The organism is Cryobacterium sp. TMT1-19 (assembly GCF_004403055.1).
GTDB classification, from domain to species: Bacteria; Actinomycetota; Actinomycetes; order Actinomycetales; family Microbacteriaceae; genus Cryobacterium; species Cryobacterium sandaracinum.
In genome coordinates, this window is sequence record NZ_SOHB01000022.1 from 14,377 (window position 1) to 41,138 (window position 26,762).

Sequence of the window (26,762 nt, forward strand, 5' to 3'; positions counted from 1 at the left end):
GCATGCCCAGCACCATCGACCATGTCCTCCTGACCCGGTTCAACCTACCCAGCGTGGGCGTCGAAAGCGTCGTGCGCGCCCAAGAGGGCTGGCTGCGCACGCGAATGGAACTTTTCGAGCGTTACTGTGTTCCATCCGTGCGGGCTCAGACGAACGAAAACTTCACCTGGGTGATCTATTTCGACCCGGAGAGTCCGTCATGGCTGCTGGAGCGGATCGAGGAATACCGGGCCGCGGGAACGTTCGTACCTCTGTTCCGGCCATCATTCAACCACTCCGAGCTGATCTCGGACCTCCGCAGTGTGGTGGGCACGCCCCGGTCCGAACTCATCACCACTAACCTCGACAACGATGACGGACTCGCTATCGATTTCGTCAACCGCCTGCAGTCCGGGCAGGCGCCTTCCGCGCCGACGGCGCTCTACCTCACCCGGGGGCTGATCATGAGCCCGGCGGGGCTGTTCCTCCGCTTCGACCGGCACAACGCATTCTGTTCGGTCCGTGAGAGCTGGACGGCCGAGCCCCGCACGTGTTGGCTCGACTGGCACGATCTGCTCCCCCGGCATCTCCCTGTCAGGGAGCTCGCCGGCCGCCCGGGGTGGCTCCAGGTCGTGCATGGAACCAATGTGAGCAACAAGGTCCACGGGCGCCTCAGCGCTCCGGGCCCCTACCGGGAACTGTTCCTCGGGCTGCTCGACGATATCCCGAACCCACAACCTGCCGCCGTGCTCCGTGACCGGCTGGTCGCCCAGCCGCTCCGCGGCATCCGGGACTGGTTCCGAGCTGCGGTCAAGCGCATGGGACGGGCAATCCTCGGGAAGGACGGCTGGGACAGGGCGAAACATCGGGTCGCCACCTGGAGACCGCCGGCTGCCCACTGACATCACGTCCATCCGACCTCAGTGTTATCCCTGGTCAACAAAGTGAAAGGTCATCAATGTACTTGCGCGACCTGATACGTAGCCTGCTCCGCAGGTGGTATCTCGTGCTGTTTGGGCTTCTTCTCACCGCAGGCCTGGCCGGGGTCGCCTTCCAGACCATCCCGGTTACGTACGAGTCCCGAGCGAGCATGGTCCTCCTTCCGCCGAAAATCTCTACGGAGCCCGACGGCAATCCCTACCTCTATCTCGGAGGTCTGGGCCAGGCCCTCGACGTGCTGACCCGCTCACTCGATGCGGATGCCGAGCGTGAGCGGCTCGAGGACGCCCACCCCGAGGCTACGTACGAGGCCATCGCGGACACGACCACAAGCGGGCCGATCATGCTCATCACCTCGACCGCGTCGACCCAGGCCGGCGCGCGTAACCTGACCGCGGCAGTACTTGAGGCCGTTCCGACGGCCCTGTCCGACCTGCAGACCGATCTTGGTGTGCCAGTCGATTCCCGGATCACGGTCATGACTTTGTCCGTGGACACAGCGGCCACCGTGGATGCGAAACTCCGAACGCAGGCCCTGGGGGTCCTCACCGCGGCCGGGGTCACCCTCACGATCCTGCTGACGGGCCTCATCGACGGTCTTCTGCGATCGCGCCGCTCGCGTCCCGGTCGCGGTCGCGGCACACACGCCGGCGACCAAACCGCACCGAAACCGGCCGAAACACCGGCCGCTCCCCCGGATCAATCACCGGCCGCATCGTCGAGCGCCTCTTCCCTTGCCACGACGCCGCCGGCCAAGACCAAGCCGGCCAGGACTGCTAAATCTGCCATTGCGGCCCGAACCCCACGCACCCCTGCCACGGTGCGTCGCGCCCGGGGTTGACCATGCCGGATCCCACCTCGAAGGTCCCGCCGTCGATCGTCGTCCGGATGGCGCGGCTTCCCCGCCAGGACGCGGTGACCGTTCTCACCGCGTTTCTGGCGCTGCTCTATGTCATCCCCTCCGATCGGACGATCGGGGGACTCGGTGGCGCAGGATCCCCCTCCGCTCTCTTCGCGCTGGCCGCGGGCCTCTGGTGGTGCTGGTACCAGTTGGCGCGGCGGGAACCGGTGGTGGACCTCGCGACGCAACCCGTGCGGTTAGCGCTGACCCTGTTTGTGGGCGCGGTCTTGGCGAGTTACATAGTCGCGATGCTCCGCCCGCTGTCGAGCTCAGAAGTCAGCGGCGCCGATCTCGGCCTGATCCGCCTGTTCGCCCTCGCCAGCATCCTGCTCGTTGCCACCGATCTCATTCCGAACATGGCGCGGCTCCGCATCCTGCTCCATCGACTCGTCGTGGCTGGCGCCTTGCTCGCGGCCCTGGGCCTCGTCCAGTTCGCAACGGGCCAGTCCTTCGTCTCGTCAATCAGCATTCCCGGGCTGAGCGTTTCCCAGGACTTCTCCGCCGTACAGGACAGGAACGGATTCGCCCGCGCCGCTGCCACGGCGATGAGCCCGCTCGAGTACGCCGCGGTTCTGTCGATGATCCTGCCGATCGCGCTGACGTTCGCCCTGACGGACACCACCCGTTCACGCTGGCATCGCTGGCTGCCCGCTCTCGTCATCATCGCGGCGCTGGCGGTCTCCGGGTCCCGTTCGGGCTGGCTGGGCCTGGCGCTGGGCATCGTCTCGCTCCTACCGTTCTGGTCGCGGCAAGTCCGGATCCGGGTGGCCGTCGCCTCCGCAGCGGGGCTGGCCCTGCTCTACCTGACCGTCCCCGGTATGCTCGGCACCTTACGGGGCCTGTTCCTCAATACCGGAAGCGACCCGAGCATCACCTCCCGTTCAAGCGGCTATGAGGACGTGAATAAAATATTCAGCCGCAGTCCAATCCTGGGGCGGGGCTTCGGCACCTACACCCGGGAGTACCGGATCCTCGACAACCAGTATCTTCTGACCGTTGTCGAACTCGGCACCCTGGGTCTGCTCGCCCTGGTCAGTCTGCTCGTCACCGGGATTGTCGTCGCCATCACTGCCCGTCGCTGGCCGCCAGATGCCCTCACGCGCCAGCTCGGCCCTGCCCTGGCGGCTTCGGTGCTCGCCGGGGCCGTCCTCACGGCGTTGTTCGACGCGTTCTCATTCCGCATGGCCGGAGGCACGCTCTTCCTCATGCTGGGGCTGTGTGGGGCGTACTGGCGTCTGGCCATCCGCAATCGGGCCAGTGGCCTTCCCCCGACCGAAGCGGACGCATTGTCGCAGCCAGGCTAGGGGCGGCGCGACAGTCCAGCGTCGGCAACGGTCGGATTCAGAGGAGGATATCGGACGCTGCCGATAAGTTGGTGACGAGGGCCAGCAGCTGGTCGGCACGGGCGCGCCAGGTGTGCCCCACCGCGAAGGCAATCCTCCGGTCGCGTTCAGCAGGGTCGATAGGGCGCCCGAGAAGCTCCCGGACCTGGCGCGCGAACTCCTCCGGGTCGCGGCCGATGGTGATCAGGTCGGTATCGAGCCAACGCACCGCGGGAAGATCTGTGGAGACGACAGGAAGTCCGGCGGCCAGATACTCGAGAATTTTGAGCGGGAAGCTGGCGCGGTTGAAGGCGGTGTCGGCGTAGGGCGTCAGCCCCACACCCATCCGCGCCATTCGGGCGGGCAGCTCCTCGAACGAAACCGCTCCGTGCCAGGTCACACCGTCCGCGGCGAGGAGACGATCCAGTTCACGCCGGGTAACGGTATCCCGGTCCATGCGCGGGCCGACGATGTCCAGTGGCGTGCCACCGGCCCTCACGGCCTCCAGGATCCCGACATCCAAGCGCTCGTTGAGCTGGCCCACGAGTCCCGCCCGTGCCGTGTCGGGTTCCGGCGCGAGCGCCCGATTCGGTTCACAGCCATTGGGCAGCACATGCACTGAGACCCCGTAGTCCCGTTCCAATGTCGCGGCCAGATCGGGAGAGACGGCCGCGACGACGTCCGCGTCACGCACGTTGCGGGCCAGGACCGACCACACCCGCGCGGCCGGCAGGCCCATCATGGCTGCTCCAGCCGGCCAGTCATCGGTGACGTATAACATCCGCAACCCAGCGACGCCGCGGGGGAACCGGGCCAGCGGAGACGCAAGGACGATTACCGCTGCCAACGCGCCGCTCGCGGCGAGGGCCGACTGAATGCCCCGGGCGACCACCCGCGCGGTCACGTGCCTGATTCCCGGACGGGACGCCCCGGGCGGCGCGAGGACCTGCAGCCGAGTGACCCCGGGCGCCACCGACGACCGTCCGGCCCGGTTCAATTCCACTCCGCCGCCGCGCGTACGCGTCAGCACAGAGAAAGGAGGGTCAACCCAGAGCGCCGGGACGCGGGTACCCAAGGCAGTCACCAGCCGGCAGTCGGTGCCCGCCACGCCCTCCCAGCGGCTGCCGGCGATGTAGACGACGGCACCAGGCTCGCCCGTCATGACACCCCCGTCCGGCTGCGGCGCAGGACCTGGGTGGACCCGGAGACGGGTCGGGCATTGAAATCGTCGGCCTGCTCCCGGCCCAGCGCGCGCCGGACGCGTTTTCCCGCGTAGTACCGGGCATAGCGGGCGAATGCGGCCGCGTCGCCGACGAGGGTGGACAGGGAACCCGGGGCCTCGGCCAGCGCGGCGCTGTAGTGCTCCACCTGCAACCCGGCGGCCCGAGTCACGGAGAATCGATCCTCGACGACGTCGCGGCCGAACGAGCCGAGGGACCGACGCAGGCGTCCATCACTGAGGACCTCGCGGAGGATGCCGGCAAGGGTGTCCGCTCCGTCCTCGGAGGAGCGACCTACCCCGTACCAGCCTGTCCAAAGGAAGCCCTGGACCGAATCGGGGGCCAGGAGGCGCCAGAACCCCTGTTCGCCCTGCACGACCAGTGGTTTCGCGAAGGCCAGGGCCCGGAGGGCCGATCCTCCCATACCGAGTGAGACATCCGCTGCTGCGTAGGCCGGCCGGGGATCTGAGATCTGGCCGGTCAGCACGATTGTGCCCTCCCCTGCCTGGGCGTTGATGAACCGGGCCTTCGCCTCCACCTCGCCCCGGGCCGGACCGTCACCGACCAGCACGAGCCGCGTCGGGATGTCCCGATTGACGCGCGCGACGGCGTCCATGGCCGCGAGGGTTCCCTCGAGTTTGAGCTCGTGGGCGAACCTGGTCACCGACACGACCGTCATCTTCCCTCCGTCGAGATGCCAGCGGCGACGGAAGTCGGCAAGTCCCACGTCCAGGTCAGCACGGTTGAAGGACACATCGACCGGAGGTTCGAGCACGCTCACCCTGCGGCGCCCGTTCGACCGTTCCGCAGCCGCGATCTCGGCCGTGCCGACCACTAGAGGAACGGTGCGCGGGATGAACGGCGGCACGGACATCGACATCACGGTGACAAAGGACCGGGCTGCCGGGCGTCGACGTGACGCCAGTACCGTCTCGAGTGCCGGCGGCCATTCGTACCCGTGCAGAATGTCGATTTCCCGCTCATCGATCAGGTTCGTCAGCGCCGCCACGACGCCGAGTGAAGGTCGCTTCCCCGGTCGCGGGGACTCGACGAATTCGAGTCCTAGATCCTCGATCCGGTCAATCAGGGCACCGGGCCGACCGAAGATGACGACGCTGTGGCCGAGCGCCTGAACGGCGGCCGCAATCTCGATCGCGTTGAGCTGGCTGCCGCCGAGCCCCAGGTCGTGCGGGTAGACGAGGATTCTCACTGGGCCCCACCGCCGACCCCGGCATCGGCCGGCACTGTGCCCAGGCCCCGGAGCGAACGGAGGGTATCCCGTTCCCGATGGAGGAGCAGCCCCATCACTGCCAGCGCGAGCAGCCCGGAGGGCAGCGCGGCCAGGAACGGGTTCTCAATGGCTGTTCCGGCCAGGAGCCCCGCAACCAGGACCAGGAGTCCGCCCGCGAGGGGAAGTCCGATCGGCTGGGCCACGTGTCGGATCAGTATCCCGGTCTTCTTCAGGCGCCAGAGGTAGAGCGGCAGGACGATTGACGCGGCCACCACCACCTGGGCGAGGCCGATGCCGCCCAGCCCGCCCCAGAGGGCTCCGCCGATGAGCGCCGGCACGAGCGCGGCCAGCCACCAGATCTGGATTTGGAACAGCGACCCGGATTTCCTCAACACGACGAGGAAGTCGTAGGCCAGTTCGAAGATGATCCGGAAAGCCGCCAACAGTGCCAGCCAGGTGAGAGCGGTCGCCGCGGGCGCCCAGACGTCGCCGTACACGAAGCGGATCACGGGGTCTGAGGCGCCTGCGAGGAAGAAGCAGACGGGTAGCGCGGCGGCGGCGAGGACGCGCAGGGTAGACCGGAACGCGGTATTCATCTGCGCCGTGTCATGTTGAAGCCTGGAGAAGGCAGCGGGCGCCACACTGCGCAGCGGCTGGGAGAACATGCTGACCGGCCAGCTGGCCAGGTTGAACGCCAGCACGTAGAAACCGAGCATGGTGGCCCCGAGGTATCGGCCGGCGACCAGTTGATCGGCGTAACTGACGAAGAAGACGATCAGGCTGGCACCGGCGAGGGGCAGCCCGAACGACAGCAGCGCATTGACGTGACGGCGGTCGAAACCGAGGCGGTACGGCAGCGGCGAGAACACGAGGAACAGCACGCCGGAGAGAACGGTTCCCGCGATGCGGCCGACGGCCAGGCTCATCGCACCCCAGCCCAGCAGAGCCAGGGTGACCGATAGCACCGCGCCGACCCAGACATTCACCTGGTCGATGATCATTCTGGTCCCCTGCCGGAACTCCCGCTGGAGCAGAGCGGCCGGGGTCGCGACCACTCCGTTCACCAGCACGCTCAGGACGAGCAGCCGCACGACATCGGTGGCGTCCGGGTCGCCCATCACGGCGGAGAACCAGGGCGCAAGAGCGTAGCCCCCGATGCAGACGACTGCGCTGCTGACGATGGAGATCGTGGTGACCGTCGGCGCAATTTCGCGCGGGTCGCCAGGCCACCGCACGATCGCCAGGCTCACGCCGAGCTCGTTAAAGCTCAGGATCGCCATCAGGGCGACGAAGGCCACGGCATACGTGCCGAACTCCTCCGGGCCGAGGACGCGCGCCAGGACGATGCCGATTCCGAGGGTACCCAGGCGCGACACGGCAGTGTTCGAGAAGCTCCAGAACAGCGCCCGCGAGGCTCCCGGAGCCTCGCGCACCGTCCTGACGCCCTGTCCTCCCGTCACAATCTTCACCCGGCTGCGCGGATGCCGGTCACCACGGCCGGCGTGCGCCCGATCGAGAGGGCGAGCTGCTCGGCGACGTAGTACTGCTGCTCGGGCTCCAGCCCCGGATAGATCGGCAGGGAAAGGATTTCGGTCGCCAAACGCTCGGCGACGGGGAAACGCCCCCTCGCCGGAACGGGGCCGGCGAACGCGGGAAGCAGCGGCACCGGCAGCGGGTAGTGGATGCCGGCGGCGATTCCGTGCGCGTTCAGCTCGGCCAGAACACGGTCCCGCTCGGGCACCCGCACCACATACTGGTGGAAGACGTGTTCGTTGCCGGGGACCGTGCGGGGGCAGGTCACCAGCGGCAGCCCGGAAAGCAGACGGTCGTAGCGCTCGGCCAGCTTCCTTCGCTCCGCGTTCCAGGATTCGAGGCGGGCCAGCTTGGCCGAGAGAACGACGGCCTGCAGGGAATCCAGGCGCGAGTTCGTGCCGACCTCAAGGTGTTCGTACTTCTGCAGGCCGCCGTGGTTGCGCAGCATGCGCACGCGCTCGGCGATAGCGTGCGATGAGGTCATCACGGCGCCGGCATCGCCGTACGCGCCGAGGTTCTTACCGGGGTAGAAACTCGTACCGGCAACGTCGCCGAGGGAACCTGCGCGGCGGCCGCGATGGCGGGCCCCTTGAGCCTGCGCGGCGTCCTCGATCAGCACGATGGACGGTCCCACGACCGCCCGGATCTCGTCGACCGCGGCGGTCTGTCCGTAGAGGTGCACCGCGATGACCGCCCGTGTGCGGGAAGTCAACCGGGTGCGGAGGTCCTCCGGGTCGAGCAGGAAATTCTCGTCGCAGTCCGCGAAGACCACGGTGGCGCCGGCCCGGAGAACCGCCTCGGCCGTTGCCACGAACGTGTTCGCCGGAACGATGACATCGTCGCCGGGGCCGATCCCGGTCCCGCGCAGGGCCAGCTCGATCGCATCCGTACCCGTGCCGACGCCGATGGCGTGAGCGACGCCACAATAGTCGGCGAAGGCGGCCTCGAACTCGTCGACGGCAGGGCCGAGGATGTAGCTCGAGCTGGCGATCACCCGATCGAAGCCGGCGCGGATCTCGTCGGCCACCTGCGTGTGCTGCAGCGACAGGTCGAGCATGGGGACGGTCGTCATTCGATTCCTCCAGTGAGTGCGGGCGTTCCGCGGACAGGTGTTGCCAGTGCCGGAGCAAGTGGCGCTTCTGGTGCGGGCACGGAAGTGGGGGGCAGGGGAACGAGCGGGCCGTCCGCGGCCGCGCGGAGGCGGCGGGCAGGCACGCCCACCCAGGTTTCCCGGTCGGGCAGGTTCTCCAGCACGGCGGATCCCATGCCCAGCACCGCCCCCCGGCCGATGCGGACACCTTCCCGCACGGCCGCGTTCATGCCCAAGTAGGCACCGGCACCGACCGAGACGTTGCCGCCGAGGGAGACACCGGCGCAGAGCGTGGCAAAGTCGTCCACCCGGTCGCCGTGTGTCAGCGTCACCGTCGGCATCACCACGGTATGGCGGCCGAGAACGACATCGGCGGTCAGCACGACGCCGGCGAGGACGATACTCCCCACGCCGATCCGGCAGGTGTCGGGGACCTCGACGCTGTGGTGAACGAGCCGGGCATAGCGGGAATCGGTCACCCCGAGCCCGGCCAGCCGGTCGGAGATCCGGGCCCGCGCCTCGCCGCGACCGACGCAGATCAGGATACGCGCGGCCGGGTAACGCGTGATCTGGTCGAGTCCTCCGAGAACAGGCACGCCGTCGACGGACGAGCCCTGCAGCCCGGGGAGGTCGTCGAGGATACCGACGAGGACGTACTCCGGACGGTTCCGGAGCAGGTTGAGGACTTCCCGGGCGAGCCCGCTCGCGCCCACCAGCAGGAGCTCAGTCATGACGTAGAGCGCCTTCCAGCTGCAGGGTGTCGATAATGCGCGCCTGGTCGTTCGCCTCGAGCTGGTGGTACAGCGGCAGGATGAGAGTGGTGTCGGCCAGGCGCTCCGTCACGGCGAGGGAGGCCCGCCCGGTGTCCCGACCGCGGTAGGCCGGTTGCCGGTGCGCAGCCATGATTCCCCGGCGGGCGGAGATGTCGGCCTCAGCCAGGCGCTCGAGCAACCCGTCGCGGTCGAGTGGGTATTCCGGCCCGACCTCCATCCAGAAGGACTGGAAGTTACTCTCCCCCCATGTGGGGTCCGCGACCGCACGCAGGCCCGGAACCTCCGCCACCGCTTCAGCGTAGGCGCACGCGAGTTCCCGCCGCCGCCGCACCGCCTCGGGCAGGCGTCCCAACTGCACGATCCCGATCGCGGCCTGCACGTCGGTCATGCGGTAGTTGAAGCCGATTTCGAGGTATTCCTCGGCCGGTGCGAGCACGGATGCGTGCCGGGCCTCGGCCGAGACGCTCATACCGTGTTCGCGCAGCCGCCGGGCCCGATCAGCCCAGACCGCCCGCCCGGTGGTCAGCATTCCGCCCTCGCCGGTGGTGAGAATCTTGCGCGGATGGAAGGACCAGGCGGTGAGGTCAGCGCCGGTTCCGACCGGGCGGCCCTTGTAGCGGGAGCCGGCCGCGCAGGCGGCATCCTCGATCACAACGATCCCGAGCGGGTCGCAGAGCGCGCGGATCGGGTCGAGGTCAACCGGGACTCCACCCTGGTCCACCACGATCACGGCGCTCGTGCCGGGGGTCAGGGCCGCGCTGATGGTCTCCGCCGTGACATTGCCGGTGAGCCGGCCGACGTCGGCGAACACGGCGCGTGCTCCTAGATAGGACGACGCGTTGGCCGTGGCGATGAAGGAGAACGAGGGCACCACGACATCGTCACCGGGGCCGACGCCCGCGACGACCAGGGCCAGGTGCAGGGCTGTCGTGCAGTTCGAGGTGGCGACCGCGTAGGGTGCTTCCACGGCCCGGGCGAACTGCTCTTCGAAGGCGGCCACGCGGGGCCCCTGGGCAACCCAACCGGATTCGATCACGGCGGTGACCGCGGCAACCTCCTCCGCGCCGAGCCAGGGCTTCATGACGTTGATTCGGTTCATGCCCGCACCGCCGACAGCGCCTCGGACCGGACCTCGTCCCGTAACGGCAGCCACCAATCAACGAGTTGCCTCAGCCCGTCCTCCAGGCCGACCTCGGCCTTGAAGCCGAGTTCCCGGCTGGCGGCGCCCGTGTCAGCGAGGCGCCGGGCCACGCCGTTGACGGCGCGTTCAGGGCCGTGCTCGACCGCGAGATCGGATCCCATGACGCGCAGCAGGGCCTCGGCCAGGCCGAGCAGGCTCGTCTCGGTTCCGCTGGCGACGTTGAATACGCCCTTCCGGCTGTCGCTGGTCGCGGCCAGCAGGTTCGCGCGGGCGATGTCGGTCGTGAAGACGAAGTCCATGGTCTGGCTGCCGTCGCCGAAGATCAGGGGTGGCTTGCCGTCCATGATGCGCTCCATCCACCGCACCAGAACCTCGGTGTAGAGGCCGTGCACATCCATCCGCGGTCCGTACACGTTGAAATAGCGGAGCAGCACGTAGTCGGTGCCGTACATGGCCCGGAAGCTGCGCAACATCCCCTCGTTGAAGGACTTCGCCGCACCGTAAAAGGTGTCGTTGTTGTGATGGTGGTGGCGTTCCCCGGTCGGGAACTGTTCGGCCATGCCGTACACCGACGCGCTGGAGGCCGCGATGATTTTGCCGACCGAGTGCGCCTGCACTGCCTCGAGCACGTTGAACGTGCCATCGACCAGCACTTCGAGCGCGAGTCGAGGCTCTTCCGCGCACTGGGTGATGCGGATCGCAGCCTGGTGGAACACCAGGTCCTTGCCGCGGGTCACGTCGTGCACGAGGTCCCGGTCGCGGATGTCCCCCTCCACCACGGTGACCCGGCCCGATTCCAGTGCGGCGGTCAGGTTGCTTCGGCGACCGCGCACGAAGTTGTCCAGTACGTCCACCTGGGTCGCGCCCGCATCGAGCAACTGGTCGACCAGGGTCGATCCGATCGTGCCGGCGCCACCGGTGACGAGCACACTTGCTCCCTGGAGCACGCTCATCGCCGTACCTCCACGAGGGGCTCGCTCGGCACGGGCCGGGGGGCAGGCTCCTGGTCATGGTCGATCGACGCCATCCTTCCTTCGTTCGCCAGGCTGCGGCTCGTTGCCTCCAGCACGGACAGCACCCGCAGTCCTGCTTCACCGTCTGTGCGCGCGGGGCGCCCCTGACGAATGCTGGCCGCGAATTCGCCGGCCACGACCCCGAGAGCCTCCCGCTCGGGCAGCGCAGGCGACCAGGTGTCGCCGAGGCGGTAGGACACCGCCGACGAGGCGCGATCGATGCCGTCGACGGACTGCTGGGTCAGGTCGACACCGCGATCGTAGACGCTGAGCCGCTGCTGGGGGTTGAGGTCGTCCCAGACGAGCGTGCGGTCGGTCCCACCAATGACCATCCGGCGGATTTTGGTGGGACTCAGCCAGTTGACGTGCACGTGGGCGATAGCCCCGTTCGCGAGCGGGATGGTCAGGTAGCCGATGCAGGCCTTTCCGGCGCCGAGGGGGTCAGCCCCCTGCGCCGCCACGGCCGTCGGGCGGAGCCCTCCCGGCAGCAGGAAATCGATGATCGACAGGTCGTGCGGAGCGAGGTCCCAGAACACGTCGACATCCGGCTGGACCAGGCCCAGGTTGATCCGCACCGAGTCGATGAAGAGCAGGTCGCCGAGGGCGCCGTCCTGAATGAGTTCGCGAATCTTCAGGACGGCGGGCGTGTAGCAGTACGTGTGATCCGTCATCAGCGTGAGTCCGTTCAGGGCCGCTTCGGCAACCATCTCCGCGGCCCGTTCGCGGCTGTCGGCCAGTGGCTTCTCGACCAGGACGTGCTTGCCCGCCCGAAGCGCCGCGAGCACGACGCGATGGTGTGTTGCGGCCGGGGTCGCGACTGCGACGGCGTCGAGGTCGTCCCGGGCGAGTAATTCGTCGAGGTCGGTGTACACGGAGGGAGTGCCACTCACCCCGTCGGCGACCGCCTGGGCACGGGCCCGATCGAGATCACACACGGCCACCAGATCCCACTCGGCACTGGCAGCGAAGTTGCGTGCCAGGTTCGGACCCCAGTAGCCGGCTCCGATGACCGCGATTCTCAATCGTGACGTCACAAGTGTCCTCGTCTTTCATCAGCCGGCCGTCAGGCCGGACAGTCGGGTAGTCGTCGTTCGGTGTTGCTAGGGAGCCGGGACGAAATACACATCGACCCAGAAGTTATGGTTCGATGTTTGGTTCGGTTGACCGGTCCCGTAGACGTAGACCGCTCCGCCGGCCGGTGTCGAGAGAGGTCCGGACGTGATGGGCGCGGACACCCCGCCTAGATCGACGGCGTAATGACCGGTCGTTGTGAAGTACGTGGCACGGTACTCGGCCCCGGCTGTTACGGCCACGGCCCGGTCGAAGGCCACGCTCTGCCAACCGCTCTCGGTCTCGTTCACGAACATCGCCGTGGCGAGGAGCTCCCCGGTACTCGACCAGAGGTTGGCCGTGTGCGCTCCGGTGTTCCCTGCTCCCTTGTAGAAACGGATGCCCGTGATCGTTCCGTCCTGGGCGGAGGTGAACCGAGTACCCACCTGGATGGGCCCCGCATCATCCCACGACGTATTGACCGGGCCGCTATCCGTCGCGAAGATCGACACGCCGGTCGGTGTCGCCGTCGACGGCGCCGCCGCTTCGGTGCGATACACGATGTCGACGAAGTAGTTCGCCGCGCCGTACGAGTAGGTCGGCAGGCCACCGGCCGCTCCATACAGATAGAGCCCGTTCGATGTAGCCCGTGCGGTGAGGGGACCGCTTGTCTTGGCGGACGTGAAGTAACCCGGCGTGTAGGAATAGTGCCCTTGCGGGGTCAGGTAGGAAACCACGTAGCCCTGACCGACGGCCAGCGGGACCGGGGTCGCGAGTTGGGCGGTCTGCCATCCAGTGTCGCTCTCGTTGTTGAAGGTGACGGTGGCGAGCAGCTGCCCGTCCGCGGTCCTGAGGTTGCCGGTGTGGGTGCCGACGTTGCCTGCTCCTTTGAAGAAACGGATCGAGGTGACGGAACCGGCCTGAGAGGGAGTGAAGGCGACGCCGACTTCAACCGGTGACGCGTCATCCGCCGACGTCACGGCCGGGGACTCGGTGCCGAACAAGGTGGAAACGATTGACCCGCCGGACGTGTCCGCCGTCGTGAAGGTCCACGTCTTGGCCGGCAACGTCGCACCGGAATTGGCGATGACGCCGGTCAGGCCCACGAGCACGTCCGCGTCTATCGGCAGAGCACCGGTGGGCTGGAAGGTGATCGTTGTTCGGTCTGCCGACAGGCTGGTGGTACCGGCGATCGCCGATCCGCTGCTGGTCGCGGTGAGCGCGTAGCCGTCTGCGATCGCGGCGGACAGCGACACGCTGATACCGGCATCCGGGCCGACGCCCAATGCTCCCGAGGCCGGAGACCTATCCACGATCGAGATCGGGTCCGGGCTGCGCTCGAAGGTAACGTCGACGAGATAACTGGTCGACGACTGGGTGCCGGGGTAGCCGGAGGAATAGGTGTACGTGCCTGCCCCGGCCTCAACCGTCAGCGGGCCCCAGGTAAAGCCGCCCGCGGCGAACGCTCCGAGGGTGGCCGAGTACTGGCCCACGGTCGTGTTGTACGCGGCGACGTAGACAGTCCCCGGAGTCACGGCGATCGGCTCGGCGAAAGTGAGCGTCTGCCATCCGGCGCTGGTTTCACTCGTGAAGGTCCCCTGGGCCAGCGAAGTGCCGTTGCTGTTCCACAGCGATCCAACATGGGTACCGGTGTTGCCGGGACCCTTGTAGAACTTCACACCGGTGATGACGCCCGGCGCCGAAACCGAGAACCGGGTCCCGAGCGTCACCGCATTGGGGTCATTGACCTGCAGGATTCCGGGCACGGTGCCGTCGTCGTAAAGGCTGCACGGGCAGACGCCTTCTTCAGCGGGAGGCCGCACTGTGGTGAAGGTCCAGGACCCGCCACTGGACAACGGCTGGCCGCCGGTGCCGGAGGCTGAGAGGGTCACCGAGTAGGTGACGAAGCCGTTGAGCGGCTCACTCGGCTGGAAGGTCGCCGTACGGGTGCTGGAGTCGTAGCCCGTCGTGCCGGGGACGGTCGCGCCCAGCGAATCGACCACGTTGAACGACACCGTGGCCGGGTCGGCCGGGCGGGAGAACTGAGCGCTGATGTTCGTGGTCAACGGAACGCTGGACGAGTCGGGCAACGGCCACTGGCTGATCGCCGTGAGCGGCGAGGAGTCCGTGGTGGTGAATACGGCATCCACAAAGTAGTTGCCGCCCTGGTAACTGTCGGTCGGGAAGGACCCGTTGGTGTTGTAGACGCCCGCCGGAGCAGCGCCAAACCCTCCAGCGACGGTGAGCGGCCCCGCGTTGTCGCCGCGGTAGGCCCAGTAGCGGCTGGCGGCCGAGTAGCGGCCCTGGGGCGCATTGTACGAAACAACATAGGTCTGGCCTGCCTGCACCGAGACCGTGGGCGAGATGTTTGCGGTCTGCCAACCCGACGCAGTCTCATCGGTGAAGGTGGCGGTTGCGAGCCGGACGCCCGAGGAGCTCCAGACGGAACCCGTGTGCACACCCGTGTTCGCCGCGCTCTTGTGGAACCGGACCCCGGAGATGAACCCGTCAAGGGTGGGCGTGAAGCGGAGGCCGAGTTCGACGGAATTCGGATCCCCCGCGTCGGCCACGGCTGGGACGACGTTTCCGAGGAGGGAGTAGGGCCCTGTGCTCGAATAGCCAACAGTGAGGGGCGTGGCAGCGTAGTTGGCGCTGTCGTCCACAGCCCGTATCTGCACGGCCTGGCTGCCGGCGCCGGTCTGCATGTAGGTGTACGACCAGGTGGTGGTTCCGCTGGCCAGGTGCCAGGTGGATCCGTTGTCGGTGGAGACCTGGATCGCGGCGACGACTCCGCCGGAGTCCGCAGCAGTCCCGGTGAGCGTCACGCTCGAACCATGCTGGATCGCCGTTCCGGGGGCCGGCGACGTGACGGCGGCGGTCGGCGGGGTGACGTCCGTGGACTTTGCCGCGGCTACCAGGGCCGACTCCAGCGTGCTCGGCTGCGCCCCCATGTCGGCCAGGAGGTTGACCTGGGCCTGCTTCATCCGAGCGTCGGCCGGGGCGCCAAGGCCGTCATGCTCCTGATCGAGGCCCCAGGTCCACTGTACGCTGCCAGCCGAGAAGACGAGGGCGCCGCTGGACGCCCGATAGAGCGTGAGGTTGTGCGTGGTTGTCCTCGGAGCGACGGTGTTGCCGAAGTCGGTGAGGTACTCGGGAACGGCGCCCGTCGTCGTGGACAGCCGAATCAGGCCGGACTGCCGGAATCCGTTGTCGACGTCTTCATTGGACTCGTACCCGACCGTGTGCGGGGCCAGCGCCCTCGTCGTACCGGCGGCGAGCTGGTTGAGGCCGGTGTTGCGCCACAGCCGGAGCTTGCCCTCCTGAGCCGAGACGGTCACCGGCAGGTCGGAGAAGTTGGACATATACATCGTGCCGGTCAGGCCGTTCTCGGGCAGGCCGGCGCCCGCCGCCGTCGAGGCGAATCGGGGGTCGCGCCAGGTGCCCGTCCATTCCGGGCTCGGGTCGATCTTCGCGTTCGCCTTGGTTTCCTTGTACGACACCAGGGTGCGGTACGGCGTGCTGGGACCGGCGACCGATGGCTCGTAACGGGTACGCCAGTAGGCCTCGTTTCCGGAGAGGAATTGCAGGTTGACTCCCGCCGCGCGCGCTGCCTCAACATTCGTCCGTTGCGCTCCCGACCAGTACTCGTCGTGGCCGACCGAGAGGAACACCTTGTGCTTGAGCAGGTCGGATCCGAAACGATCGGTGTCGATCCCGCTCGTGTACGTGACGCTGTACCCGTTCTTCTCCATGAACCTGACCAGCGGGTACTCGTTGGAGAAATAGAAGTCGCGACCCTCGCTGTCCCCCCGGGTGGCGAAGGGACGGTTGTAGCTCACTTTGTAGGCACGACCGTTGGGGCCCTCGTACATGCTGGTGCCGCCGTAAGTGTTGTAGGCCTGCCAGGTGGTGTCGGACGTCTGGAAGAGGACGTCCGCCTCGCTGGCCCGGTCCCGTACGACGAAGGTGATGTGGCTCTGGCCACCCGTGTCCGTGCGCGTCAGCAGGGCGAAGTACACCCCGGAGACCGCCGTGGCGGGAACATTCCATGACGCGGACACTCCCCAGTTGCCACAGTCGACAAGCCCCGTGGCAACATCTGACAGGCACTGAGGTTGCCGCTGCGGCAGGCTCGCCGACGGGTTGACCGTTGCGATGGCGCGCGCTCCGAGGCCCTGGTACCAGCCCGTGCGATAGATGGTGACAGTGTAATTCGACGCCGAGGTGTCGACCTTGAAATCGACCCGGGTTCCGACATTCACGCTCATGTCGGTCGCGAAGCCCTGGATGCTCGGGTCACCGGAGCCGTCGATGTCCCAGACGCTGGAACTGGTACCCGGTAGCGCGTTCTCGCAGACAATCGGATTGGCGTCAACACATACGGTTGCCGCACCGGCCGACGGACCTGCCAGCAGAATAGTGCTGGACACCAGGGCGATCACCATCGCATACGCGCTCAGTGCGAAGAAAGTCAGCCGGTTGCGCGGCGCGCGATTCGCCAGACGTGGGCTGGAGGTCTCTTTTGCGGTCATGAATGAACTCCATGGCATCCCGGGTGGCGTGGGTCGTTCGGGTAACGACCGCCGTTGCTGGTCTTCGTCAGGGTAGGTAACGAAGTGGACGCCGTTCCAGCTGTGCGTGAGAGCCTGCGCGAGAGCCAATGGGCTGAAACCCACTGATAAATAGCTGAGGTTTGCTCACAGGAGAGAGAATGCCACAGGGCTCCGACCTTCGCGCCCCCCCGAATGAGTTGGATTTCCACCCCCCGTTTGGGGCCCCAGCGGTCTCGGGCGTTCGGGGTATGTTCAGCGGAAGCAAGTGAGCTTCAGTCACTATTTGAATCATCCGGGTGGTCTCGTTCCCTAGACAGACTCCCCAGGTGAAACCCATCCCGCTCTGTAAACCCGAAATGCAGGGGATTTTCGTGAACACGTCCGCGACGTGTCGGCGTATTTGTCGGCCCATTTTTGCCGGCCCTACCCAGGCCCAGCCCCGAACACTCCAACGCGCTCTGCCGCAAAGTTCCTTTGGCGGGGTGAGCACACGATGACGGACCCACGCCCGCGCCTGCCCTTCGCCGGGACTCCGCCCATCGCCCAGCCGAGACTGGCATTGGTGCCGGCCGCGGCGCCCCAGAACCCTGATGTCAGCACGCCTGTTATCCGCGTTGACGCGCAGACATCCGGCCTGGTCTGGGCCAGGCGGTTTCGCGCGAAACTCCTGATGAGCGACGCGGGCGTCGTCATGGTTGCGGTCACGACAGCCCTGATCGTCAGATTCGGCGGGGAAGGTGCCCAGGCATCCGTCGGTGGATATCAGGCCGACTACTGGCTGGTCGCTCTGCTCATCGCGCTCAGCTGGATCGCGACCCTGGGAGCTTTCCACACCCGGGATTCGCGCGTCATCGGCATCGGGGCCACCGAATACAAGCAGGTGATCAACGCGAGTGCGCTCACCTTCGGGCTCCTTGCCATCGGTTTCCTGGCGTTCCAGGTCGACGTCGCACGCGGCTTCTTTGTGCTCGCCCTCCCCCTCGGCATGTGCGGCCTGGTTCTGGAACGCTGGCTGTGGCGGCGATGGCTGCTGCGCCAGAGGGTCTTCGGCCATTACCTCGCGCGAGTCATCGTCGTCGGCAATCGCGCCGATGTCGAATACGTGGTAGGACAAATCGAGAATGCCGGTGCCACCTACTACGTCGTGGGGGTCGCTCTCGTGAACGGCTCGAAATCCCCGGTCAAGACGGGCAACCGGTCAATCCCGGTGGTTTCCGACCTGGGCCATGTCGCGGCCGCGGCGGCGGAGCTTGCCGTCGACACGGTGATCGTCGCGGGCCGGCCCACGGGAGGGAGCGAGTACATTCGCAGCCTCGGCTGGGAGCTGGAGGGAACATCCGCCGAGCTGGTGCTGTCCAACCAGCTCACGGATGTCGCCGGTCCCCGGATCCATTTCCGGCCGGTCGAGGGGTTACCTCTAATCCACGTGGAGATCCCGCAGTTCGAGGGCGCAAAGCACGTGCTCAAACGCGTCCTCGACATCGGCGTGTCCGGGATGGCACTCCTCATTTTCTGGCCGCTCCTGGTGGCCATCGCGATTGCGGTCAAGCTCGATTCACCTGGTCCCGTGCTCTTCCATCAGGAGCGGTGCGGGCGCAATGAGCGCACTTTTCAGATGATCAAGTTCCGGTCCATGGTACAGACGGCGGAAGACGACCTCGCGGGCTTGCTTGACCAGAACGAGGCCTCCGGGGCACTCTTCAAGATTCGCAATGACCCACGCATCACTCGGGTGGGTCGCGTGCTCCGCAAGTACTCGCTGGACGAACTGCCTCAGCTGTGGAACATCCTGGTCGGGAACATGAGCCTCGTCGGCCCGCGCCCGCCGCTTCCGGTCGAGGTCGAAGCCTACGAAAGCCACGTGCATCGTCGGCTGTATATCAAGCCGGGCCTGACCGGGATGTGGCAGGTCAACGGCCGGTCGAACCTGAGCTGGGAGGACAGCGTGCGGCTGGACCTTTACTACGTCGAGAACTGGTCGCTGGCCGGTGACCTGATCATCATCTGGCGCACCTTCAAGACCGTCATGCGACCGGTGGGTGCGTACTGATGGCTGGCACCAACGGAGGACAGCACGTGGGACCTCAACGAGTCGGCTATGCCGGTGGCGCGTACGACCTGTTCCACATCGGGCACCTGAACATCCTCAAGCACGCCAAGAGCCAGTGCGATTTCCTGATCGCAGGGGTCGTCACGGACGAGATTCTGGAGCTCACCAAGGGCAAGTCGCCGATCATCCCCTGCGCCGAGCGGATCGAGATCGTCCGCCACATCTCCTTCGTCGACCAGGTGGTAGAGGAAGACGTAGTCGACAAGCTGGCCGCGTGGCGTGCAACGCCGTTCGACGTCTACTTCAAGGGCGATGACTGGAAGGGCACCGAGCGCGCTCAGCACCTGGAGATCGAGTTCGCCAAAGTGGGCGTGGATGTCGAATATTTTCCCTACACCATGGCAACCTCCAGCACCCTCCTCCGGCGCGCGCTGGAGCAGCTTACGGAACCGAGCGTGCGCACGCGAACCGGCGGATCCAGCTGAGGCGTGTTTCCTCATTTGTGCAGCGACCGGAGTTGCACAGGACAGCTTTTTCGACTTCCCAAAACACGCGGAACTCGCAATTTTTCAACTGGGCGAACCTGTGAGTACCCCGGTAATAATCACCAGGATTAGGGCGCGCTGAGCAGAGCTGAAAATCTTTCACGAGAGCATAAAGCACCCGGCGACGAGTGCACTGTTCACGCAGGCCCTGCACAGTACGCCACTCGACGATAAGTACACATGTCCGCACGGCGTCATGCCGATCCGCGGCCGGGAGATCCATGTCACTAGATAGACCAGCACGCTCGAAAAAATTGAGCGCGCGCCATGGACTCGGTAACCGGAGAGTCTTCTTCGCTGTAGCGACGGCGGCGATGGTCAGCCTCGGAGGAGTGAGTCTCACGGCAACAGCCGCCCAAGCGGGAACGATTTCTGTCGTGAACGGTAATTTCTCGTCGGGCACCACCGGCTGGGAAGGCGGGAAGAATACCAGCCTCACACCGACCGCGGCCGGCCGAAACGGGACTGCCGGCACCCGGATGTCGAACGCGTCCAGTACCGCCGCAACAGTGACACTCAACGACAGGGTGAACTCGGCATCCGGCCTGATTGTGGGTCATACCTACCAGGCCACTGCGTGGGTTCGGACAGAAGATGCCGGCCAGGCAGTCATTCTGCGGCTACTCGAGGAGGACTCCTCGTTAACGGTCGTCAACAGCGAGCAGTCGTACCAGTGGCGCTCAGACACCGCGTGGAAACAGATCACCACCTCTTACACGGCTACGCGGACATCCACCTCGCTGGACGTGAACGTCGTCGGCTCCCGACTGGCCCCCGGAGGCGCCGTCGTCGTCGACGACGTGACTCTGGTCGATACCACCGCTACTCCGCCTACCCCTGCTCCGGCTCCTGCTCCAGCCCCGACGCCGGTGGCCGCGCCTGCCGGCTGGAGCCTGGCCTGGGCAGACGAGTTCAACGGCACTGCGATCAATCGTGATGCCTGGAATGTCGACAACAACTCGACCTATGGCGACGGAAACAACGAACTCGCTTGTCTGATGGACCGACCGGAGAACGTGAAGGTTTCCGGCGGCCTGCTGACGGTCACCGCCCGCAAGGAAGCCACTCCCATCAAGTGCAAGGACAACGACACGCGGTTCCCCAACGGTCGTTCTTATACCTCCGGCATGCTGACCACCAAGAACAAGGTGGACTTCGAATACGGCCGATTCGAGATCAGCGCCAAGACGCCACTCGCCCAGGGCACCTCCAAGGGACTATGGCCGGCATTCTGGCTGCGCCCGACGACCGGCGGCATCGGCGAACTCGACATCCTCGAGGCCATCGGCACAGGCAAGGGTGACGCCTTCAGCGCCAACCATGTCGTCCAGACCATCCACTACGACTATGTGGGAACGCATTCCAAACAGGGCACCGGCTACGACCTTCCGGTCGGCACCACCGCCGACGGGTTCCACAACTACGCCGTCGAGTGGGCGCCCGGATCCATCACGTGGTTCGTGGACGGCGTGAAGACGTATGAGCGAAGCCTGTCCACAACCTCGTGGATCGACCAAGCTTTCGTCAACGAGTTCTACATCCGGCTCAACCTGGCCGTCGGTGGAAATTGGCCCGGATCACCGACCGCAGAGACCGTGTTCCCTGCGGCTTTCGAGGTCGACTACGTGCGGGTCTACCAGCGCTGACCACAGCAGCCTGAGTATCGTGCCTCAGCCCTCACCGGACAACGTCCGTTAGGGCTGAGGCACGGTAGCACCCGATTCGTCGGTTCTTCTCATCGCCCGCACCGCCTTGCACCGCCCGGCGAGCCGACGCATCAGGATGCGCCGGTCCCACGGCGGCAGGTCGGCGATCGCAACCTCAAAGCGCGCCGCGAAGTCGGCCAGCGTCCGTTCGACCTCCTGATGTCCGACAGTGGCGTCGAAGCCGAGGGTCACGAGCCGGCTGAACGGGCGGCCAAGCAACGTCGAGCTTAATTGCCCGAATGCCTCGGCGACGCTCTGATCGGTCCAGGACGCGTGCCTCCATTCCAGAGACGAGGTCACCTGATGCGGATGCATCCGGTAGAGCAGGGTGGGCCTCGCGAGTCGCCGGATTCCGATTCCTTCGATGGCCAGACGGAGCCAGAGGTCGTAGTCCTCGGCAGGTACCTGCCGGTAACCGCCCACTCGAACGAGAGCAGCCCGTTTTGCGAAGAGGGTCGGATGCGACACCGGATTCGTCATCAGCAAGTGGTAGGGAAACGCACGAGCGCTGATGGGCAAGGGAGCTGCCGGACTCACTCGTCGACTGTCCGGACGCCATTCGAGGACGGTCGTGAAGTTCACCGCCGCACCCGGGCTGATCGCTCGGCGCTGGTAGCCGAACCGGCCGGTCAGTGTGACGTCATCGGCATCCATTCGGGCGATGAATTCACTGTCCGTACGATCGATAAGCGCATTGAGCGCGGTGGCGACACCCACGGGGTCGGGCGAGGTGATCACGCGAACGGACGGGGATTCGAATGACCGCAGCAGCGTCGGCGTGGAGTCTGTACTTCCGTCATCGAAGATGACCAGTTCAGCATCTGCGGGCAACGCCCGGCGCGTCGACGTCACCGCCCGGGCTATCGTGCGCTCGCCATTCCGTACCGGAAGGATGACGCTCAAGCGTGGCATCGTCGCTCACTCGCCGTTCACAGTCCTCGGCCACGCCGGTTCACGGCGCTGACGAGCGCGCTCGCGGGCACCAGACGCGCGGCAATTGCCATAGCGGCGTACGCACGCAACTGGGAGCGGTCGTGCCGGATCGTGCTTCGTGCCCATCGAAAGGCCTCGGCACGCCTGCCGAGAGCCGCCAGCGCGAACGCGATCTGGCCCTCGATCCGAGCGGATCCGACAGCGCTTCCAGAAAACTCCGGATGCTTCTGCAAAAGATACGTGAGTCCGTCCGCGATGCCCCGCCACTTGCCGTCGAAGAACGATGTTCGATTCCAGTGCACGATGACCAGCGGCTCTGGCACCCCGAGGATGTGCCCGACCCGGGCGGCACGAAGGAGGAAATCGTAGTCTTCGCCGTAGGATGCCGGCAGCTCTTCATCGATCAACCCGATCCGCTCCACGACGTCAGACCGGCGCATCAGGAACGAGGAGGGGTGGATCTCCGTCGTGCGAGAACGAAGGAGATCCGCGAACTCCGTGCGTTGTGGCGGCAACCGGTCCAGCATCCGACCGGAAGTGGCGATCCGGATGCCGGTCGCGACGAGGACCGCAGCGGGGTCGCGCCTCCAGGCCTCGATCTGAGTGCGAAGCTTCGCGGGCAGCCATTCGTCATCATCGTCGCAGAAGGCGATGAGATCGCCCGTTGCTGATTGGATCCCGGTGTTCCGGCCGCCGGCGAGTCCGGGGGTCCGCGAGTTCGGGACGGTCCGAACCTGCCGACGTGTTGCGGGGACGTCGATGTCGTCCATCGGGTCGAGCGCCGTTTGGTCGAAGACGACCGTCAGGTCGATCTGGCCGAGGTAATCCTGGTCGAGGATTGAGCGCACGGCCAACCGCAGAAGTTCCGGCCGGCCCCGCGTCGCTATGATGACGCTCACGCTCGGAGCTTCCGCACTTTCCGCCATCGGGTTCCATCTCTATTTTCTGTGAACACCGCGCCGGACCTACTTCTCCTGTGACAGGGCCTCAGGTAGCCGTCCGGTCGGCTCGGCATCTTCTTCAGGACGCAAGGCCACCGCTGCCGCCAGCATCGCCACCATGAGTCCTGCGGTCATAATGCCGTAATACAGCGATTCCACAAGGGTGAGGAGCAGCACGGTGTTGCACGCCAGGCCGACGGGATCCCGCTCCCTGACCGACCGGAAGTATGCCCACGCCAGCCATCCCATGAAAAGCGCGGCTCCCGGGAAGCCGTGGGAGAACATCACCATCCAGAACTGGCCCTGAGTGCCGACGGATGGCGCACCGGTTGTTTCGGAGGGCCGAGGCGACCCGTAGCCGAAGACAGGCTGCTCCAGTGTCCTCTCGAACGCCTCGATGTACAGGCTCGCGCGGTCCTCGGTCGACGAGCTGCTTTCAACCCGCTCGGTGAGTCTCTCCGCGATCGGAAGCGTCACCAGGGCAACCGACGCGAGCACTGCGATCCCGACAACTGTGAGAATCGCGCGGACGTTTCCCTGCAGGACCGAACGGATGAGAATGTACGCGAGCGCCACACCCAGCCCAATGAACATCCCGCGGTTCAGAGTGAGGAAGGCGGGCACGAAGGAAAGCGGAACCACCGGCAGTAGCCACCAGAATCGGCGCTCCCGCCGAACCAAGGCCAGGTACGCTATCACCATCGGGGTGAGCACCGAGTACGCGTTTCCCCAGCCGTTGGTATAGAGGAACGGGGCGCTGGGGCGAGGATCGAGCTGTAACCACGAGTTCGGGTTGTACTGGGTCGCTCGGCGCACGACCATCTCTTGAATGAGGTCGTTCGTAGTGAGCCACTGCGGCAGCACGGCCAAGAGCGGCGTGTTGATGGAGAACAGTGGCCAGAGCACCCCGAGGTAACCGCCCGCCACGACGACGAGCCAAAAGATCGTCAGGACGCCCAGCACGTATCGCGGTGTGAGCGTGACACGGGCGTTGTACACGTATAGGAATGCCACGGTAACGGTGAGGTAGAGCAGCGCGCGGTAAATGAACCCGATCATCCGGCCTTCGGTGTCAATGCCGATGACGGAGCAAACCATCCACAGCAGGAAGAGCAGCCAGATACCGAAACCCCGGGGTATCCGGATCCGCCCATGCCTGTTGAGCAGCAGCAGCATGACCCCCGCGAGGAGGATCCACACTGCCTCGCCCGGCCCGAGCACCCACCAGAGCGGGAACAGGACGAACATCACCGTGAGCGGCCACCTCGGCAACTCGCGAGGCGTGCTCATCCGCTTCTCTGGATGCGCGACAGCAGAGTCCCAACTGGGCGCCCGGCCGCGATCGCCCACAGCTGCCAACCATGAGCGCATCGGTCCACCCTCTTTTTGGGGGATGGGCCCAAAAATGAATACCCATCACTTTTTCGGAGATCACATTACTATGCGTGCAACCGAGCCAATCGGCTTGCGTATCGGCCGAAGTTGGGTGTGCACAGTATGTCGCAAAAGTCGGATGCCGCTACCCTGGGGTTGGACTACTACGGCTTCGTCCTTCGACGCCAATGGCTGGTAGTCCTCGCCGCAACCGTGCTCGGTGGCCTGGCCGCCCTCGGGTTCTACACAGTGTCTCCATCGCCTGTGAAGGCGACGGCCGTGATCAACCTCAGCGTCATCTCAACGGACCCGTTCGACACCTCCAAGCAAGCATCCAGTCTCCTTGACGGCACGACCGAGACCCAGATCGCGACCTCTTACGCCGTGGCACAGGTTGCTGCGAAGGAGTTGGGGGCCGGCACTGTGCCGGATGAGGTACGTCGCCGTCTGAGCGTGGACTCCGAAACCGGCGCGTCGATCGTGCATATCATCTACGCCGCGCCGAGGAGCGAGGACGCACGAGCGGGAGCGGATGCCGTTGCCGCGTCCTACCTGGCCTATCGGACCTCCCGGGCACAAGCGAAGCTGGACTCCATCCTGGAGGGTGTGGAGAAGCGCCGCACCGTCCTGGGCGCCCAACTCGCCGATGCGAACGCACGCATCAGTGAAGCCGCTGCCGGCACCCTGGCCGCCAACCAGGCGGCCAGCGACCGCGACCTGGTCACCATCGAGCTCAACGCCCTTCTGACTCAGAAGGGGGCTCTGGAGCAGGTCGATACCAAGGGCGGCGATGTAATTACCGAAGCCGCTCGCAACGACGTCGTTGTCCAGCCGACCCTGCTTCAATTGCTGCTCATCGGTCTCCTCGCCGGCGGCATACTCGGCGTCGTAGTGGCATTCGTGGCCAATCGTTTCGACCACCGGTTGCGAAACGCCAACGAGGTCCGCAGGGTCACGGAGGCCCCTGTCCTTGCCGACATCCACTCCGTTGAGGCGTCGATCCCACACGACGAGGCCACCCTCGAGTTGCTTCGTGCGGCGCGCGAGCGCATCTTCGCAGACCTTCAGGAGGACGCCCAGGTCATTGCCATCGTCGATGACACGCCCGCCGACCTGTGCGCCGATATTCCGGTGAACCTTGCCCTCGTCACGGCCTCTGGAGGGGTGGCCACCACGCTCATCCTGCCCAACGCATCGCCTTACCTCAAGCGCGTGCTGGGCGCGAGCCTTGAGCTGACTGATCCCCTCCCCGATGATTCCGGCGAGGTCTGCAGGTCCAAACGTGTCCCCGACCTCACGGTTTCTTTCCCCTCACGCCTTGGACGGGCCGTCGGACCACTCCATGCCGGAGAACTCTGCTTCGTCGTGATCGGAAAAGCCGCATCTCCATCCAGTGCCCTCGCCGCTCTGCGGCTCTCCGACGCTCTCATCCTCGTCGCGGTCAAGCACCGAACCCGTGCCAACGACGCCGAGCAGATCCTTGACGAAGCTTCGCGGCTCGGCATCGACTTCTTGGGCACGATCGCCGTACCGCCCAACCGGATCTCGTGCACGACGGTTGGCCCCCCGGGGGCACCGAGGCCCGCTGCGGCGAGGTCAGCTGCCTCCCGCTTCAACTTGAAAACGCTGTATGCGCGGTCGTTGCCATGACCACCGTCCAGTTCGACCACGTACGGGTACTCGATGTGCCGGTGCATCGACTGACCAGCGACCAGGTCGTCGAGACGATCATGGAGTGGACTTCCCTCCCCGGCTCCCGGGTCGCGGTCGGCGTCAACGCTGCCGTATGCAACCTTGCGGCCGAGGACAGGACCTTCAGGACCGTGCTGATACGGGCTGACCTGCTCTACCCGGACGGCCAATCAATCGTGTGGGCGGCCAGGCTTCTGGGTGTTGGGCTTCCCGAGCGCATCGCCACCACCGACCTGGTCAACCCGCTCGCGGCGGTCTCGGCGCAGCGGGGCAAGAGAATATTCCTCTACGGGAGCGCGCCGGGCGTGGCGGAACGCGCCGCTGCCCGCCTCCGCGCATCAGCTCCCGGGCTTCTCATCGATGGCCACGACGGGTACACGGCCCCAGACCAGATGCGGCACGTCATCGACCAGATCAGGGCGTTCTCGCCGGATATCCTCTTCGTCGGCTTGGGTGACCCGCTACAGCAACACTGGATCGACGCGCATCGGCACCAGCTGAATGTTCCCGTGATCCTGACGTGCGGCGGTCTCTTCGACTGGACAAGCGGCGACAACCGGCGTGCCCCGCGCTGGATGCTCTCATCAGGCTTCGAATGGCTGTGGCGCCTGATGCTCGAACCGGGACGGCTCGCATCCCGTTACCTTATCGGCAATCCGGTATTCCTCTTCCGGCTAGCAAGACAGATTGTGCGCAGGCAGGCGCAGGCCACACGCTCGTGAGCGGTGCGAAGACAGTGGTAGCCGACAACAGCTCGCGGAAGTTGGCGAGGGAAG

20 protein-coding genes are annotated in these 26,762 nt (G+C 66.1%); 8 read left to right on the forward strand and 12 right to left on the reverse strand.

What is annotated here, in order from left to right; all coding sequences use genetic code 11:
- Window positions 1-2: 2 nt before the first annotated feature.
- Genes E3T40_RS05700 through E3T40_RS05710 form a run of 3 tightly spaced genes read left to right on the forward strand, consistent with a single transcriptional unit; the run spans window position 3 to window position 3,123 of the window.
- On the forward strand, window positions 3-881 hold the full coding sequence (locus E3T40_RS05700; RefSeq protein ID WP_104170515.1) for a glycosyltransferase: 879 nt from the start codon (window positions 3-5) through the stop codon (window positions 879-881).
- 56 nt (window positions 882-937) lie between these two features.
- Window positions 938-1,759, forward strand: coding sequence for a hypothetical protein (locus E3T40_RS05705; RefSeq protein WP_104170516.1), 822 nt, complete (start codon window positions 938-940; stop codon window positions 1,757-1,759).
- Between the two features lie 2 nt (window positions 1,760-1,761).
- Window positions 1,762-3,123: an O-antigen ligase gene (locus E3T40_RS05710; RefSeq protein WP_134542873.1), complete on the forward strand. Its 1,362-nt coding sequence runs from the start codon at window positions 1,762-1,764 to the stop codon at window positions 3,121-3,123.
- Window positions 3,124-3,160: 37 nt separating this feature from the next.
- Here E3T40_RS05710 and E3T40_RS05715 read toward each other — a convergent pair whose 3' ends face one another.
- The 9 genes from E3T40_RS05715 to E3T40_RS05755 all read right to left on the reverse strand — a co-directional run bounded on the left by E3T40_RS05715 (window position 3,161) and on the right by E3T40_RS05755 (window position 16,724).
- Window positions 3,161-4,303, reverse strand: a complete 1,143-nt coding sequence (locus E3T40_RS05715; RefSeq protein ID WP_104170518.1) for a glycosyltransferase — start codon at window positions 4,301-4,303, stop codon at window positions 3,161-3,163.
- Complete coding sequence (locus E3T40_RS05720) at window positions 4,300-5,571, reverse strand: glycosyltransferase (RefSeq protein ID WP_104170519.1); 1,272 nt, start codon at window positions 5,569-5,571, stop codon at window positions 4,300-4,302. The genes E3T40_RS05715 and E3T40_RS05720 overlap by 4 nt, the downstream gene beginning before the upstream one ends.
- Window positions 5,568-7,052 (reverse strand): oligosaccharide flippase family protein, encoded by a 1,485-nt coding sequence (locus E3T40_RS05725; RefSeq protein WP_104170560.1) that lies wholly within the window; start codon window positions 7,050-7,052, stop codon window positions 5,568-5,570. Before E3T40_RS05725 ends, E3T40_RS05720 begins: the two co-directional genes overlap by 4 nt.
- Before the next feature lie 5 nt (window positions 7,053-7,057).
- Window positions 7,058-8,197: a DegT/DnrJ/EryC1/StrS aminotransferase family protein gene (locus E3T40_RS05730; protein ID WP_134542874.1), complete on the reverse strand. Its 1,140-nt coding sequence runs from the start codon at window positions 8,195-8,197 to the stop codon at window positions 7,058-7,060.
- Window positions 8,194-8,946, reverse strand: coding sequence for a NeuD/PglB/VioB family sugar acetyltransferase (locus tag E3T40_RS05735; protein ID WP_134542875.1), 753 nt, complete (start codon window positions 8,944-8,946; stop codon window positions 8,194-8,196). Before E3T40_RS05735 ends, E3T40_RS05730 begins: the two co-directional genes overlap by 4 nt.
- On the reverse strand, window positions 8,939-10,087 hold the full coding sequence (locus E3T40_RS05740) for a DegT/DnrJ/EryC1/StrS aminotransferase family protein (protein ID WP_134542876.1): 1,149 nt from the start codon (window positions 10,085-10,087) through the stop codon (window positions 8,939-8,941). The genes E3T40_RS05735 and E3T40_RS05740 overlap by 8 nt, the downstream gene beginning before the upstream one ends.
- Window positions 10,084-11,082, reverse strand: a complete 999-nt coding sequence (locus E3T40_RS05745) for an NAD-dependent epimerase/dehydratase family protein (RefSeq protein WP_104170523.1) — start codon at window positions 11,080-11,082, stop codon at window positions 10,084-10,086. Before E3T40_RS05745 ends, E3T40_RS05740 begins: the two co-directional genes overlap by 4 nt.
- Window positions 11,079-12,176 carry a Gfo/Idh/MocA family protein gene (locus tag E3T40_RS05750; protein ID WP_104170524.1) on the reverse strand — a complete coding sequence of 366 codons (1,098 nt, stop codon included), beginning with the start codon at window positions 12,174-12,176 and terminating at the stop codon, window positions 11,079-11,081. The genes E3T40_RS05745 and E3T40_RS05750 overlap by 4 nt, the downstream gene beginning before the upstream one ends.
- 66 nt (window positions 12,177-12,242) lie before the next feature.
- Window positions 12,243-16,724: a DUF4082 domain-containing protein gene (locus tag E3T40_RS05755; protein ID WP_166786590.1), complete on the reverse strand. Its 4,482-nt coding sequence runs from the start codon at window positions 16,722-16,724 to the stop codon at window positions 12,243-12,245.
- A gap of 514 nt (window positions 16,725-17,238) precedes the next feature.
- Between E3T40_RS05755 and E3T40_RS05760 the strand changes: the two genes are divergently transcribed.
- The 3 genes from E3T40_RS05760 (at window position 17,239) to E3T40_RS05770 (ending at window position 20,986) form a co-directional block, all read left to right on the forward strand.
- Window positions 17,239-18,795: a sugar transferase gene (locus E3T40_RS05760; RefSeq protein ID WP_233199263.1), complete on the forward strand. Its 1,557-nt coding sequence runs from the start codon at window positions 17,239-17,241 to the stop codon at window positions 18,793-18,795.
- Between the two features lie 26 nt (window positions 18,796-18,821).
- Window positions 18,822-19,280 carry an adenylyltransferase/cytidyltransferase family protein gene (locus E3T40_RS05765; RefSeq protein WP_233199264.1) on the forward strand — a complete coding sequence of 153 codons (459 nt, stop codon included), beginning with the start codon at window positions 18,822-18,824 and terminating at the stop codon, window positions 19,278-19,280.
- A 437-nt stretch (window positions 19,281-19,717) separates the two neighbouring features.
- Window positions 19,718-20,986 (forward strand): family 16 glycosylhydrolase, encoded by a 1,269-nt coding sequence (locus E3T40_RS05770; RefSeq protein ID WP_158252144.1) that lies wholly within the window; start codon window positions 19,718-19,720, stop codon window positions 20,984-20,986.
- 48 nt (window positions 20,987-21,034) lie between these two features.
- Here the strand turns inward: E3T40_RS05770 and E3T40_RS05775 are convergent, their stop codons facing one another.
- The 3 genes from E3T40_RS05775 to E3T40_RS05785 all read right to left on the reverse strand — a co-directional run bounded on the left by E3T40_RS05775 (window position 21,035) and on the right by E3T40_RS05785 (window position 24,210).
- Entirely contained in the window at window positions 21,035-21,949 is a 915-nt protein-coding gene (locus tag E3T40_RS05775; RefSeq protein ID WP_198411939.1) for a glycosyltransferase, read from the reverse strand.
- A 26-nt stretch (window positions 21,950-21,975) separates the two neighbouring features.
- The gene (locus E3T40_RS05780; RefSeq protein WP_233199265.1) at window positions 21,976-22,878 is read right to left on the reverse strand and encodes a glycosyltransferase family 2 protein; all 903 of its coding nucleotides are present in this window, start codon (window positions 22,876-22,878) and stop codon (window positions 21,976-21,978) included.
- Window positions 22,879-22,944: 66 nt separating this feature from the next.
- Window positions 22,945-24,210 carry an O-antigen ligase gene (locus E3T40_RS05785; RefSeq protein WP_158252145.1) on the reverse strand — a complete coding sequence of 422 codons (1,266 nt, stop codon included), beginning with the start codon at window positions 24,208-24,210 and terminating at the stop codon, window positions 22,945-22,947.
- A gap of 207 nt (window positions 24,211-24,417) precedes the next feature.
- Between E3T40_RS05785 and E3T40_RS05790 the strand changes: the two genes are divergently transcribed.
- Complete coding sequence (locus tag E3T40_RS05790; protein ID WP_104170531.1) at window positions 24,418-25,944, forward strand: hypothetical protein; 1,527 nt, start codon at window positions 24,418-24,420, stop codon at window positions 25,942-25,944.
- Complete coding sequence (locus tag E3T40_RS05795) at window positions 25,941-26,708, forward strand: WecB/TagA/CpsF family glycosyltransferase (protein WP_134542878.1); 768 nt, start codon at window positions 25,941-25,943, stop codon at window positions 26,706-26,708. The genes E3T40_RS05790 and E3T40_RS05795 overlap by 4 nt, the downstream gene beginning before the upstream one ends.
- Window positions 26,709-26,762 lie beyond the last annotated feature (54 nt).

Coding starts and splice junctions, on each gene's coding strand:
- E3T40_RS05700 (WP_104170515.1), top strand. CDS start 3: ATGCCCAGCACCATCGACCATGTCCTCCTGACCCGGTTCAACCTACCC.
- E3T40_RS05705 (WP_104170516.1), top strand. CDS start 938: ATGTACTTGCGCGACCTGATACGTAGCCTGCTCCGCAGGTGGTATCTC.
- E3T40_RS05710 (WP_134542873.1), top strand. CDS start 1,762: ATGCCGGATCCCACCTCGAAGGTCCCGCCGTCGATCGTCGTCCGGATG.
- E3T40_RS05715 (WP_104170518.1), bottom strand. CDS start 4,303: ATGACGGGCGAGCCTGGTGCCGTCGTCTACATCGCCGGCAGCCGCTGG.
- E3T40_RS05730 (WP_134542874.1), bottom strand. CDS start 8,197: ATGACGACCGTCCCCATGCTCGACCTGTCGCTGCAGCACACGCAGGTG.
- E3T40_RS05735 (WP_134542875.1), bottom strand. CDS start 8,946: ATGACTGAGCTCCTGCTGGTGGGCGCGAGCGGGCTCGCCCGGGAAGTC.
- E3T40_RS05740 (WP_134542876.1), bottom strand. CDS start 10,087: ATGAACCGAATCAACGTCATGAAGCCCTGGCTCGGCGCGGAGGAGGTT.
- E3T40_RS05745 (WP_104170523.1), bottom strand. CDS start 11,082: ATGAGCGTGCTCCAGGGAGCAAGTGTGCTCGTCACCGGTGGCGCCGGC.
- E3T40_RS05755 (WP_166786590.1), bottom strand. CDS start 16,724: ATGACCGCAAAAGAGACCTCCAGCCCACGTCTGGCGAATCGCGCGCCG.
- E3T40_RS05760 (WP_233199263.1), top strand. CDS start 17,239: ATGACGGACCCACGCCCGCGCCTGCCCTTCGCCGGGACTCCGCCCATC.
- E3T40_RS05785 (WP_158252145.1), bottom strand. CDS start 24,210: ATGAGCACGCCTCGCGAGTTGCCGAGGTGGCCGCTCACGGTGATGTTC.
- E3T40_RS05790 (WP_104170531.1), top strand. CDS start 24,418: ATGTCGCAAAAGTCGGATGCCGCTACCCTGGGGTTGGACTACTACGGC.
- E3T40_RS05795 (WP_134542878.1), top strand. CDS start 25,941: ATGACCACCGTCCAGTTCGACCACGTACGGGTACTCGATGTGCCGGTG.